This is a genomic window from Gemmatimonas sp., assembly GCF_027531815.1.
Lineage (GTDB): Bacteria > Gemmatimonadota > Gemmatimonadetes > Gemmatimonadales > Gemmatimonadaceae > Gemmatimonas.
The window spans coordinates 56,684-69,693 of sequence record NZ_JAPZSK010000011.1 but is presented as its reverse complement, the minus strand read 5'-3'; the positions used below and the strand labels follow the sequence as shown (position 1 = coordinate 69,693).

Annotated in this window: 9 protein-coding genes; 7 read left to right on the top strand and 2 right to left on the bottom strand. The window is 67.9% G+C overall.

Going from position 1 to position 13,010, the window contains the following annotated elements; genetic code table 11:
• Positions 1-157: 157 nt before the first annotated feature.
• Entirely contained in the window at positions 158-1,492 is a 1,335-nt protein-coding gene (gene argG, locus O9271_RS14370; protein WP_298271044.1) for an argininosuccinate synthase, read from the top strand.
• A 203-nt stretch (positions 1,493-1,695) separates the two neighbouring features.
• Here argG and O9271_RS14365 read toward each other — a convergent pair whose 3' ends face one another.
• On the bottom strand, positions 1,696-2,469 hold the full coding sequence (locus O9271_RS14365) for a VOC family protein (RefSeq protein ID WP_298271041.1): 774 nt from the start codon (positions 2,467-2,469) through the stop codon (positions 1,696-1,698).
• 207 nt (positions 2,470-2,676) lie between these two features.
• Between O9271_RS14365 and O9271_RS14360 the strand changes: the two genes are divergently transcribed.
• The 5 genes from O9271_RS14360 to O9271_RS14340 all read left to right on the top strand — a co-directional run bounded on the left by O9271_RS14360 (position 2,677) and on the right by O9271_RS14340 (position 10,669).
• Positions 2,677-3,375: a hypothetical protein gene (locus tag O9271_RS14360; RefSeq protein ID WP_298271039.1), complete on the top strand. Its 699-nt coding sequence runs from the start codon at positions 2,677-2,679 to the stop codon at positions 3,373-3,375.
• A 4-nt stretch (positions 3,376-3,379) separates the two neighbouring features.
• Entirely contained in the window at positions 3,380-4,315 is a 936-nt protein-coding gene (locus O9271_RS14355; RefSeq protein WP_298271036.1) for a 2-dehydropantoate 2-reductase, read from the top strand.
• A 292-nt stretch (positions 4,316-4,607) separates the two neighbouring features.
• Positions 4,608-7,115, top strand: a complete 2,508-nt coding sequence (locus O9271_RS14350) for a DUF1592 domain-containing protein (RefSeq protein ID WP_298271032.1) — start codon at positions 4,608-4,610, stop codon at positions 7,113-7,115.
• A gap of 20 nt (positions 7,116-7,135) precedes the next feature.
• Entirely contained in the window at positions 7,136-8,533 is a 1,398-nt protein-coding gene (locus O9271_RS14345) for a DUF1552 domain-containing protein (protein ID WP_298271029.1), read from the top strand.
• 15 nt (positions 8,534-8,548) lie between these two features.
• The gene (locus O9271_RS14340; RefSeq protein WP_298271026.1) at positions 8,549-10,669 is read left to right on the top strand and encodes an ankyrin repeat domain-containing protein; all 2,121 of its coding nucleotides are present in this window, start codon (positions 8,549-8,551) and stop codon (positions 10,667-10,669) included.
• Positions 10,670-10,822: 153 nt separating this feature from the next.
• Here O9271_RS14340 and O9271_RS14335 read toward each other — a convergent pair whose 3' ends face one another.
• Positions 10,823-11,857: a hypothetical protein gene (locus O9271_RS14335; RefSeq protein ID WP_298271023.1), complete on the bottom strand. Its 1,035-nt coding sequence runs from the start codon at positions 11,855-11,857 to the stop codon at positions 10,823-10,825.
• A gap of 172 nt (positions 11,858-12,029) precedes the next feature.
• Between O9271_RS14335 and O9271_RS14330 the strand changes: the two genes are divergently transcribed.
• The gene (locus O9271_RS14330) at positions 12,030-12,989 is read left to right on the top strand and encodes a creatininase family protein (RefSeq protein WP_298271020.1); all 960 of its coding nucleotides are present in this window, start codon (positions 12,030-12,032) and stop codon (positions 12,987-12,989) included.
• Positions 12,990-13,010 lie beyond the last annotated feature (21 nt).

Sequence of the window (13,010 nt, the reverse complement as noted above, 5' to 3'; positions counted from 1 at the left end):
CGCGTGACGAGCGGCGCGTGGGGGATGGCGGGGCGTCCGTCGACGGTGAATATCGAGGACGCACCCGGACGGCGTTTCGGGGCCAACGAATTAAATTTCGAGGCTGTGCCCGACGGGCACCCACCCTGGTGCCCCTCACCGATACCCGAGTCTTCCCGTGGCCAACATTCTCCAGCGTCTCCCCGTGGGCGAAAAGGTGGGGATCGCCTTTTCCGGCGGTCTCGATACCAGCGCCGCGCTCCATTGGATGCGCGAAAAGGGCGCCGTGCCCTACGCCTACACCGCCAATCTCGGCCAGCCCGACGAGTCGGATTACGAGGAGATCCCGCGCAAGGCGATGGCCTACGGCGCGGAGAAGGCGCGGCTGATCGAATGCCGCGCGCAGCTGGTGGCCGAAGGGCTGGCGGCGCTGCAGTGCGGTGCGTTTCACATCAGCACGGCCGGACAGACGTACTTCAACACCACGCCGCTCGGCCGCGCCGTGACGGGCACCATGCTCGTGGCCGCCATGCGCGACGACGATGTGAACATCTGGGGCGACGGCAGCACCTTCAAGGGGAACGACATCGAGCGCTTCTACCGCTACGGGCTGCTCACCAATCCCAACCTGCGTGTGTACAAGCCGTGGCTCGACCAGCAGTTCATCGACGAACTGGGTGGCCGTACCGAGATGGCGGAGTACCTCATCCGGAGCGGCTTCGAATACAAGATGTCGGTGGAAAAGGCGTACTCCACCGACTCCAACATTCTGGGCGCGACGCACGAGGCCAAGGACCTCGAGTTCCTGAATAAGGGGATGCACATCGTGCAGCCCATCATGGGCGTGGCCTTCTGGAAGGATGAGGTGTCAATCGCGCGGGAGACCGTGTCGATCCGTTTCGAGGAAGGGTATCCGGTGGCCATCAACGGCCAGGAGTTCGGCAGCGCGCTCGAGCTTTTCACCGAAGCCAACGTGATCGGCGGTCGCCACGGGCTGGGCATGACCGATCAGATCGAGAACCGCATCATCGAGGCGAAGAGCCGCGGCATTTACGAGGCGCCGGGGCTGGCACTGCTGTTCATCGCGTACGAGCGCCTGGTTACGGGTATCCACAACGAAGACACCATCGAGCAGTACCGCATCAATGGCAAGAAGCTGGGGCGCCTGCTGTATCAGGGACGCTGGCTCGACCCGCAGAGCCTCATGCTGCGCGAGAGCGCGCAGCGGTGGGTCGCGCGCGCCGTGACCGGCGAGGTGACCATCGAACTGCGTCGTGGCAACGACTACAGCATCATGGACACCACGAGCCCGAACCTCACGTACAAGCCCGAGCGGCTGACGATGGAGAAGGGGCAGGAGTACTTCTCGCCCCTCGATCGCATCGGGCAGCTGACCATGCGGAACCTCGACATCGTGGATACGCGCGACAAGCTGGCGATCTACACGGGAGCGGGGCTGCTGCAGAGCAATGCGGCGCATGGGGTGCCGCAGCTGCCGGCGGGCGCGGATTGATGGATTGATGGATTGATGGACGACGGGGCGGTCTCCTGCGGAGATCGCCCCGTTTTGGTTGACAAGAGAGGGGGCAGGAGGCAGGGAGCGGGTCGCAGGGAGCACCAACGCGTAGTCGCCCCCTGCCCCCTGCCCCCTGCCCCCTGCTTCCCGCCTCCTGCCCCCTGCCTCCTGCCCCCTCCCTTGTCATAAACCTTCCGAATTCACGACGCCATGTACGACAGGTACGCCCCCTGCGGATCCTGCACCACCATGATCCGGCCGTAGGGTGACGGGATGGGTCCGGTGACGAGCGTCCCGCCGTGCTGGGTCCACACGGTGTTGGCGCGCTCGAGATCGGCCACGGCGAAGTACGGCATCCAGTTGGGCGGGATTCCCACCCAGCGTTCATCCATCTGCAGTACGCCGCACACCGCCTCGCCGCCGCACTTGGGATACAGTGTGTGGTAGACCACGCCGGGCATGTCCATTTTGTGCACGTCGAGATCGAACACCGCGGCGTAAAACGCCGCGTTCGCCGCGCCATCGCGGCAATTCACTTCGCTCCAGCACATGGCGCCGTGTTCGCCCTCCACTTGTGCGCCGCCGAACGGGTCGGCCTGCCAGAGACCGAAGACGGCGCCGTCGGGATCGATCGCAACGGCCATGTGCCCGTTGCCGGGAATGTGCATGGGCGGCACCATCATCGAGCCGCCGTGCGCCACGATCCGCGCCGCCGCGTCCGTGATATCGGCGGTGCCCCAGTACACGGTCCACACGGTGGGCATCTGTTCCTGCCCGGGCATCTTGGGGGCGAGGGCCGCGGTCGCGCGGCCGGCGGCGTTGAAGGCCATGGTGTAGTGCCCCAGCTCGGGGCCACCATCCATGTAGCTCCACCCGAACAGCTCACCATACAGCGCCTTGGCAGCGCTGAGGTCCGCGGTGGACAGATCGAACCAGCAAGGGCGGTTCACGACGGGCGCGTCGATGTTGGGCATGGCCGTGGCGGTGGGAGGTCGGGGAGGTGGGGAGGCTGCCGCTGCCACTGAGACTACGATGGCGGCGCGAGGGGTGCTGACGGCGCGGCAGCCGAGCCTGCCTGGACGCCGTGGGTCAATTCCGCCAGTTGCGCGAATTCCCATTGCCGACGTGTATTCCCCTTCTCTCCTCCTCCTCCCGCTGTTCCCACCGAATCAGGAGTTGCCATGAAGCGGATCATTCCCGCCGCCCTGCTGGCCCTTGCCGCCGCCTCGTCTGTCGCCAGCGCGCAAGACAACGAGAAGTCGATTGCCGTGAAGGGCGGTATTCAGCTCAAGGGCTGGATGGGCGTCGTCGACGCCAAGGAAGCCAAGGCGGGCCTTACCGTGGACAGCGCCAAGTTCTGGGGCATGGGCAAGGACATGCATGCCACCACCGGTCCGGCCATCACCTACTGGAACCCCGGCATGAAGGGCACCGGCGACTACACGGTGAAGGCCACCTTCTCCGAGCGCGAGTACATGGGGCTCAACAATCACCCGCATCCGTACGGCATCGTGATGGGCGGAAATGACATGGGCACCGAGAACGCGAGCTACCTGTACTGCGCCGCCTACGGCAACGGCAATTTCATCGTGCGCGGCTTCGGCCCGGCGCCCTTCCAGCTCAACGGCCCGCGCGGCGGCACGCACCCGGCGGTGAACAAGGCGGAAGCCAAGGGCAAGCCAGTGACGCAGGAGATCGCGCTGCAGGTGAAGGGAGACAAGGTCTCCTGCCTCATCAACGGGCAGGAAGTGGCGAGCTACCCCAAGAGCGACGTGGTGGGCGCGGGCAAGCTGAAGGGCACCGACGGTGTGGTGGGCTTCCGTATGGGGCACAACACCGACGCGCACATTGCCGGATTCGCCGTCACCAAGACGCCCTGAGCTGATGCGTATCGCCGTGGTTGGCGCCGGCGCGGTGGGGGGCGTGTTCGGCGCTCGGCTCGCCGCCGCCGGCCACGACGTGACGTTCATCGCGCGCGGCGCCACGCTGGCGGTGCTGCGTGCGCGCGGGATGCAGCTCGACAGTGTACACGGCGACGTGCAGCTGCCGGCGGTGCAGGCCACCGACGATCCCTCGAGCGTCGGGCCCGTGGACCTGGTGCTGGTGGGCGTGAAGGCCACGCAGGTGGTGGCCATCGCGCCCACGCTGGCGCCGCTGCTGGGGCCCGCCACCGCGGTGATCCCCCTCCAGAACGGGGTGGAGGCCAGCGTCCAGCTGGCGGCGGCGCTGGGAAATGACCACATCCTCGAGGGGTTGTGCCGGGTCATCGCCGAGCAGGCGGCGCCCGGTCACGTCCGCCATATGGCGGTCACCCCCCTGCTCGAGTTCGGTCCGCGGGCGGGTCACCCGCCGGCGCCGGCCGTGGCGGCCGCCATTCCCGCCATCGCCGAGGCGGTGCGAGGAGCCGGCCTCCAGGCGCTGATACCGGCCGACATGGCGGTGGCGCTTTGGGAGAAATTCCTCTTCATCGAACCCATTGGCGTGGTGTGCGCCGCGACGGGAGAATCGTTCGGCCCCGTACGAACCGTGCCGGAGACGCGCGAGCTGGTGGACCGGGCGCTGGATGAAGTCATCGCCGTGGGGCAGGCCGTGGGTGTGACGTGGCCAGCCGATGCCAAGCGCACGGTGTGGCAGCGCTACGATGGTTTGCCGCCGGACGAACGCACGAGCATGGCGCGCGACCTGCTGGCGCGGCGCCCCAGCGAATTCGAGGCGCAGACCGCGGCGGTGGGGCGTCTTGGCCGCTCGTTCGGTGTGCCCACGCCGGTGCACGATGTGCTCGCGGCCCTGCTGCGGCCGCGCGTGATCGCCGCGCTCTAGACCACACCGCGGCGTCGCGTGTTTCCTGTAACACGCGTACGCAACGGCAGTTGCAGCATCTTCGGCTCCTGCTGCGTAAATTCGTCGTGGAACATGCTCGGCGGCCATGCGGTCGTGACGGGGTGCCTGTTCCACGTGTCTGTGTTTCATCCACACCGGGCTCCTTCCTCCCGGTCGTGGTACCGGTGTCACCGCAGCAGGTCCCGCAGGTAGACGACGCGCGTCCGTTTCGCCGTGTGCCACCATCTCCGGTGCACACCCACGCGGATGCGCACTCCGTGGAGTGGTTGGCATGAAGGTTCTCTTGGCATGGTCGGGTATCACGGCGACGGTGACGATGGTCTCGTCACTGCTCACCCCCAATCCGGTCCCCGCAGTTCGTGATCGCGCGCCCGCCCGTCCCGCCGCTGGCGGCGTGGCAGCGACGCATCCGGTGCTGTCGCGTTCCATAACCCCCACGCGCGCGCCGGCGAAATTCGGTGCGCGCGGCGTGGCGATCGCCGCGCTCGACAGCACGGTGCAGAAGTACTGTGGCTCCTGCCACAACCCCACCATGCGCCGCGGCAATCTCAACCTGCGCGGCTACAGCCTCGCGACAGCCACCGAGAGCGACGCCACCGAAAAGATCATTCGCAAGCTGCGCGCGGAGATGATGCCCCCGCCGGGTTCCAAGCGCCCCGGCGGCGATACACTCCTCGCCCTCGCGGAAACGCTCGAGCAGACCATGGACGCGCGTCCCATCAACCCGGGGACACGCTCCTTCCAGCGACTCAATCGTGCCGAGTACGAGCGCGTGGTGCGCGACCTGCTTGGGCTCGACGTGACCGCCGGTGACTGGCTGCCGCTCGACCAGAAGAGCGCCAACTTCGACAACATCTCCGACGTGCAGGCGCTCTCCCCCACGCTGCTCGAGGGCTACCTCAACGCGGCGTCGGCGGTGAGCCGCATGGCGATCGGCGATCGCAAGGCGGGGCTGGCGCAGGTGCTCTACAAGACCTCGCCCTTCACCTCGCAGCACCCGTGGGACCAGGTCGAAGGCACGCCCTATGGCACGCGCGGCGGTATGGTGATCAAGCACACCTTCCCGGCCGACGGCATCTATCAACTGCGGGTGAACGTGGGCGGCGGTGTGGGGCGCCCCATCGAGGATGTCGACGTCTCCATCGATGGCGAGCGCGTGGCGCTGCTGCGCTACGACCGCGGCGTCAATCGCAACAGCGAGTCGGCCGACCTGCCGCTCGGTGCCGACTACCTGCTCACCGAACCGCTCACCATCACCGGCGGCCAGCGCACGGTGAGCGTGAGCTTCGTGAAGAAGGTGGACGGTCCGTACGAGGATCTCATCAAGCCGCATGAGTGGTCGCGGGCCTCACAGGGCAACGGGTCCGCCGGCACCACCGAGCCGGCGTATCTCATGGACGTGCTCATCACGGGGCCCACCAAGATCCTCGGGCTCTCGAGTTCGCCCAGCCGCCGCAAGCTCCTGACCTGCGCTCCCACCGCGCCGGCGGCGCAGCGTGTCTGCGCGCAGAGCATCCTCGAGCGGGTGGCCACGCGCGCCTACCGCCGCCCGCTCACCGAGACCGATCGCGCGGCGCTCATGAAGTTCTACGACACCGGCGCCAAGACGGGCGGCGTGGAGGGCTTCGAGGATGGTGTGCGCCTCGGCCTGCAGGCCGTGCTTGCCAGCCCGCACTTCATCTTCCGCTTCGAGCGCACGCCCGCCGGGGTGGCCGAAGGGAAGGATTTCCGCATCGACGATCTCGAGTTGGCCACGCGCCTCTCGTTCTTCATCTGGAGCACGATCCCCGACGAGCGCCTGCTCACCCTGGCCCGGCAGAAGCGCCTGTCGCAGCCGGTGGTGTTCAATGCCGAAGTGAAGCGCATGCTCGCCGACCCGCGTGCCGAGGCGCTGAGCACGCGCTTCGCCGCGCAATGGTTGCGCCTGCAGGATCTCGAGAAGGTGAAGCCCGACGCGTTCCTCTTCCCCGACTTCGACCAGCTGCTCGCCAACGCGATGCAGAAGGAAACGGAGCTGTTCTTCGAGGACATGGTGCGCCGGGACCGCAGCGTGCTCACCGCCTTCACCGCCGAGTCCACGTTCGTGAACGAGCGGCTGGCCAAGCACTACGGCATTCCCAGTGTCAGTGGCACGCACTTCCGCAAGGTGGCGTACGCCGACGATCAGCGCCGTGGCGTGCTCGGTCACGGCAGCGTGCTGGTGCAAACGTCGCTGGGCAACCGCACCTCGCCGGTGCTGCGTGGCAAGTGGGTCATGGAAGTGCTGCTGGGCGCGCCGCCGCCACCGCCGCCGCCCAATGTGCCCGACCTCGAGCAGACCGCGGGGGCGAAGGATGGCAAGCAGCTCACCACGCGTGAGCGCATGGAGATGCACCGCGACAATCCCACGTGCAAGTCGTGCCACAACTTCATGGATCCCATTGGGCTCGCGCTCGACAACTTCGACGTGACCGGCAAGCTCCGCTACCGGGAGAACGGCGCCCAGCTGGACACGCGGGGCAACCTGTACGACGGCACGCCGATCACCACCACGGCGGATCTCACGAAGGCGCTGCTCAAGCGGCCCCTGCCGCTCATGCGGAACTTCACGGAGAACCTCATGGCCTACGCGCTCGGACGTCGCGTGGAAGACCATGACATGACCACGGTGCGCGCGATCGTGCGCGACGCCGCCAAGCAGAACTACCGTATGTCGGCCTTCGTGATCGGTGTGGTGAACAGCAAGGCCTTCCAGAGCAAGCGTGCCGAGCCGGTCGCGGCCGACGCGAACCAGAACTGACCCTTTCCGGAGCACCGACGATGCAGTTTCTCGCGCAGAAGACACTGGAACGCCGCACGTTCCTGAAGGGATTGAGCGCCACTGTGGCGCTGCCATACCTGGATGCCATGGAACCGGCCGGTCGATTCCTTGCCGGCTCGGGACGCGCCGCGGCCGCCGGCCACCAGCGCCTGGTGTGCATCGAGTCGGTGCACGGCGCCGCCGGCAGCAACACGTGGGGCGCGTCCAAGTACCTGTGGGCGCCCGAGGGGGTGGGGCGGCAGTTCGAGTTGTCCAACGACAGCGCGCTCTCACCGCTCGCCGACTGGCGGCAGCACCTCTCGATCATCAGCAACACCGACTGTCGCATGGCCGAGGCCTTCGAGGCGCCGGAAATCGGGGGCGACCACTTCCGGTCGAGTGCCGTGTTCCTCACGCAGTCGCACCCCAAGCAGACGCAGGGGAGTGACCTGTTCGTGGGCACCAGCTTCGACCAGATCGTGGCGCGCAAGATCGGACAGGACACGCCGATCCCCAGCATGCAGCTGTGCATCGAGAACCTCGACCAGGCCGGCGGCTGCACGTACAACTATTCGTGCGCCTATACCGACACGATCAGCTGGGCGTCGCCGCACGAGCCGCTGCCCATGATCCGCAACCCGCGCGCAGCCTTCGACCTGCTCTTCGGTGCCGGCAGCGACAACGCCGACCGCTCGGCGCGCCGCCGCGACAACGGCAGCATCCTCGACTGGGTGGTGGGCGAAATGGGCGCGCTCAAGCGCCAGCTTGGCCCCACCGATCGTCGCCGGGTGGATCAGTACCTCGAGAACGTGCGCGAGCTCGAGCGTCGCATCCAGAAGGTGGAGGCGAAGAACTCGAGCGGTGAGGAGCGCGCCCTGCCCGAGGCGCCCGTGGGCGTGCCCGACTCGTTCGAAGAGCACATGAAGCTCATGTTCGACATCCAGGTGCTCGCCTTCCAGAGCGACATGACGCGCGTCTTCTCGTTCAAGACCGGTCGTGACGCGTCGAGCCGCGTGTATCCCGAGAGCGGCACGAACAAGGGCTTCCACCCGGCGTCGCACCATGGCGGCCGCGAGTCGGCCATCATGGAATTCAACCTCATCAACAAGTACCACGTGGCGATGATGCCCTACTTCCTCAAGCGCCTCAAGGAGACGCAGGAAGGGGACAGCAACCTGTTGGACAACACGCTCATCGTGTACGGCTCGCCCATGGCCGACGGCAACGTGCACAACCATCGTCGCTGCCCGCTCATCCTGATGGGCGGCAGCAACATGATCCCGGGCAACACGCACCTCAAGGCGCCCGACGGCACCCCGATGGCCGATGTGTTCCTCTCGCTGCTGCACCGGTACAACATCGACACGCCGAGCTTCGGCGACAGCGTGACGCCGTTCGCGCTGTACACCAACGCCTGACCGAGGAGTCGCCGCATGTCGAAATCGTTGCGGTATCACCTGCGCACCGGCATGGTCGGTGCGACGAGCCTGGCGCTCGCCGCGGCGCCCGCGCTGGCGCAGGGCACGGCGGGGGACAGCCGACGGCCGGTGCGCCTGGCGGCCGGTGTCACCCGCGCCACCAACGCGTCGCCGGCGGTGGCCGAGGCGGCCCGGCAGGGTGACCTCGAACGGGTGCGCGCGCTCGTCGCGCAACGCAACGATGTGAACATCCCCCTGGGGGATGGCATGACGGCGCTGCACTGGGCCGCCGAGCGCGGTGATGCCGCCATGACGGCGGCGCTGCTCAAGGCCGGCGCCAAGGTCACGCCCACGACGCGCAATGGCGGCTACACGCCGCTGCACATTGCGGCGCGGGCCGGCAACGGCGCAGTGGTGCAGGCGCTGCTGGCGGGGGGCGCCGACCACAAGGTGCTCACCGCCACCGGGGTCACGGCGCTGCACCTGGCGGCACAGTCGGGGGACGTGGCCGGCGTGAACGCGCTGGTGGCCAGGAAGGCCGACCTCAATGCGCGCGAGACGACGTGGGGGCAGACGCCACTCATGTTCGCCGCCGCATCGGACCGGCCGGGGGCCGTGGCGGCGCTGCTCAAGGCCGGCGCCAACCCGTCGCTCAAGACGACCACCCTCGATCTCACGGAAGAGCTGGCGCGGCAGCAGGCAGCCGCCCGCAAGCGCAACGAGCTGCTCTTCGCCGCCCTCCCGGCGGCGATGCGCGATTCGGCCATGAAGGCCATTGCGAAGCAGGAAGCCGAACAGGCGGCGCTGCGCCGCCAGTTCGGGTTGGGCGTGGAGCCGGTGCCGGGTGCGGACACGGCCAAGAAGGCGGCGCCCGCGGCGGCGACGGCCGCTCCGGCCGCTCCGGCCGCTCCGGCCGCGCGTGCCGCGGCGGCCCCGCGCGCGGACAGCGTGCGGACCCCGCGCATCGGGCTCATTGCGCCGCCGGTGAATGCGCTCACGCCCAAGCAGATCGAGGAGGCCATTCTCGCCGGCCGCGCCATGTACGAGCGCAAGGATCTCGGCAAGACTACCGAGACCGTGGTGCCGCGCGATACCACCAACGGGTTCCAGGCCGGCTACGAGGCGACCGTGGGGAGCATGGGCGGACTCACCGCGATGCACCACGCCGTGCGTCAGGGGAACATGGCCGCCGCGCTCGCGCTGCTCGACGGTGGCGCGGACATCAACGAAGTGTCGGCCACCGACAGTGTCACGCCGCTGCTGCACGCCACCATCAACGGGCACTATGACCTGGCGATGGAGCTGGTGAAGCGTGGCGCCAACGTGAAGCTCACCAGCACGCACGGGCTGTCGCCGCTGTACGCGTCCATCAACACGTTCTGGCATCCGCGGTCGCGCTACCCGCAGCCGCAGGCGGTGCAGCTGCAGAAGACGACGCACTACGAACTCATGAACGCGCTCATCAAGGCCGGGGCCGATGTGAACGTGCGCATGAAGAAGAACATCTGGTTCTTCGGCTACAGCAACTGCGGCAACGCCAACTGCGGTCTCGAGCTGCTCGACGGCACGTCACCGTTCTGGCGTGCCACGTATGCGGTCGATCTCGAGGCCATGAAGATCCTCAAGAAGGCGGGCGCCATCGACACGGTGCCGTCGTACCGGCCACCGCAGTTGGGACGTCGTCGCCCGCCCACGCAGGGTGAGGGTGGCGGCTTCCGGCCCGACGCCTCGCTCGACAGCGCCTCCAAGGCGGTGCCGGCCGGGATCGGCACGTATCCCATTCACGCTGCGGCGGGGGTGGGGTATGGCAACGGCTTCGCCGGTAACGCACACCGTCATGCGCCCGACGGCTGGATGCCCGCCCTGAAGTACCTGGTGGAAGAGCTGGGGCACGACGTGAACAAGCGCGACCTGAACGGCTACACGCCGCTCCACCACGCCGCGTCGCGCGGCGACAACGAGATGATCCTGTATCTCGTGAGCAAGGGCGCCGACCCCAAGGCGGTGGGGCGCGACTTCCGCACCACCGTGGACCTCGCCAATGGTCCCGTGCAGCGCCTGCGTCCGTTCCCCGAAACCATCCAGCTGCTCGAGAAGCTGGGGGCACGGAACAATCACCGGTGCGTGGGCTGCTGAGGGCGGGGCGTTCGGCTGTCTCCGCTTCTCAACGGCAGAAGGAAATCGGGCGCCCCGCGAAGCGGTGGCGCCCGTTTTCTTTCTCCGAATTCCTGCGCTCTGCGTCCTGTGGTTCCTGCCGTCTGCGGTCTGCAGGAAGTCGCCCACGCAATCTCAGGGCCTGCGCTCTCCCGCCATCATCAGCTTCACATGCTCCTCCGCCTGCTGCAGGCCACCCTCACCATTGCCCCAGTCCACCCGCCCATCGGCGTTGCTGTCGGCGCCGCTGGCCAGCTGGCTGCACAGTGAGGCGAGCTGCGCAATGAGCGAAGCCGCCGCCTTCGCCTCGGTGGCCTCCTGGATCTGCTTGATCAGCGCCACCGCCTGATCCACGCGCGACAGCGTACCCCGCGCCGCCGCGGCAATGTGCGTGGCGTGGATCTTCACGTTCCCCGACGCGCCGTTCTCCTTGGCAGCCAGCTCGATATGCTGCGCCACGCCGCCGGCGGCCTTGCGCAGCCCGAAGCCCTTCCCCGGTCCTGTGGCCTGCAGCGACGGGTCGAGTGCGTGCAGCACATGACCCGCGTGCAGCTTCATGGCCGCCAGATCGGTGGGGGTACGGGTGGCCAGCGTGGCGTGCTGCGACGCGACCGCCGCTTCGGCAAAGGCCACCACCAGCAGCCCGGCCTTTTCAGGCGTGTCCACGTAGCTGGTGGTGACGTGCCCGATGTGCGTGCCCACCAGGCCGGCCGGCAGCTGTGCGGCGGGCACGAACCCAGACGCCGCCGCCGCGACCACCCGCCCGGGCACCGGCGCGCCGGTGAGCTTGCCCACGATGGAATCGAACTGGGCCCGCACCTCGGCGTTGCTGCTCACGAGAAAACGCAGCCGCTGGTACTGCTCATCGGTAAGCCCGCGTTCCTTGATCACGCGCGACACCGCCTCCCGCTTCAGCTTGGCGAGCTCGAGCTGCGCATCAGGCGTCTTGTTCTTGGCCTGTGCGGCCTTGGCGTCGGCGGAATCGTGCACCGCGCTGAGCGTGAGGTGCATCTCGGCCAGCTGACGCACCTCGGCGAGCGACGGGAGACGGGTGGGCGCAGCAGCAGCACTGCCGCTGCCGGTGGCGGACTGCGCAGCGGCGAGGGCCGGAAGCATCAGGGCCAACATCGCGGCGGCAGCGTACGACGGGAGGGAGGGCGTACGGGTCATGCTGAATGCTCGCGCAAAGCCGTCTCCGGCGCAAAGGGTCGTGGGCCATGTGTCCCGCAGCAATACGCCGTTCGCCAACCGGCCGTTGTCCCCCATCGACTCTGGCGAAGATGCCGCGCGGGGCGCATTGTCGTGCGTCCGGATTTCACCCTCGTCTTCGGGAGCTCCCCGCATGCCCGCGATGTTCACGTTCCCCATGTCCCGCACGCTGCTGCGCCGCGCCCTCGTGGCCGCTGGCGCCCTCACCCTCGTCAGCACGGCAGCCGACGCCCAGCAGCCGCGTCCCCGTGACCCGCGCAGCATGGGCGGTGGCAACTGCGCCGACAACACGTACAACTGCAAGGACACGCCCAACCCGCTGCCGGCCCCCAACACGGTGTGGCTCGAGGAAATGACGTGGATGGATGTGCGCGACGCCATCGCCGCCGGCAAGAAGACGGTGATCGTGCCCACCGGCGGCATGGAGCCCAACGGCCCGTGGCTCGTGACGGGCAAGCACAACTACGTGCTGCACACCAACTGTGACGCCATTGCGCGCAAACTGGGCAACGCCCTCTGCGCGCCCATCGTGAAGTTCGTGCCGGAGGGCAGCTACGATCCGCCATCGGGGCACATGACGAGCCCGGGCACGATCACGGCGCGCGAAGGCACCTTCCGCGCGCTGCTCACCGACATCGCCGCCAGTCTCAAGGCGCACGGCTTCGAAACCATCATCTACATTGGCGACAGCGGTGGCAATCAGGCGGGGCAGCGGGCCGTGGCCGACTCCCTCACGATGCTCTGGAAGGGCGCGCCCATCGTGGCCCACGTGCAGGAGTACTACGACTACGCGAGTGTGGCCAAGCACATGGAGAGCAAGGGGGTGCACCCCTCCAAGGCCGATGGCCTGCACGACGATCCGGAGATCTCGCTCAACATGTTCATCGACGACCCCCGGAGCATCCGGTACGACGAGCGGGTGAAGGCGGGCAAGGCCGACATCAACGGGGTGTCACTCACCGATCGCAAGAAGATCACCGCCTGGGCCAAGGAGGTCGTGGCGTTCCGCGCGCAGGTCACGGTGGACGCCATCAACAAGGCGATCGCCAACAAGGGTACGCTGCCGGCGCCGCCGCGCACGCGCGGGAACTGAGCGAGGCGATCGCCAGCCTCC

What these genes read in the sequence shown, in the direction of transcription:
- O9271_RS14365 (WP_298271041.1), bottom strand. Translation starts at nt 2,469, where the DNA reads ATGCCCAACATCGACGCGCCCGTCGTGAACCGCCCTTGCTGGTTCGAT.
- O9271_RS14360 (WP_298271039.1), top strand. Translation starts at nt 2,677, where the DNA reads ATGAAGCGGATCATTCCCGCCGCCCTGCTGGCCCTTGCCGCCGCCTCG.
- O9271_RS14355 (WP_298271036.1), top strand. Translation starts at nt 3,380, where the DNA reads ATGCGTATCGCCGTGGTTGGCGCCGGCGCGGTGGGGGGCGTGTTCGGC.
- O9271_RS14350 (WP_298271032.1), top strand. Translation starts at nt 4,608, where the DNA reads ATGAAGGTTCTCTTGGCATGGTCGGGTATCACGGCGACGGTGACGATG.
- O9271_RS14345 (WP_298271029.1), top strand. Translation starts at nt 7,136, where the DNA reads ATGCAGTTTCTCGCGCAGAAGACACTGGAACGCCGCACGTTCCTGAAG.
- O9271_RS14340 (WP_298271026.1), top strand. Translation starts at nt 8,549, where the DNA reads ATGTCGAAATCGTTGCGGTATCACCTGCGCACCGGCATGGTCGGTGCG.
- O9271_RS14335 (WP_298271023.1), bottom strand. Translation starts at nt 11,857, where the DNA reads ATGACCCGTACGCCCTCCCTCCCGTCGTACGCTGCCGCCGCGATGTTG.
- O9271_RS14330 (WP_298271020.1), top strand. Translation starts at nt 12,030, where the DNA reads ATGCCCGCGATGTTCACGTTCCCCATGTCCCGCACGCTGCTGCGCCGC.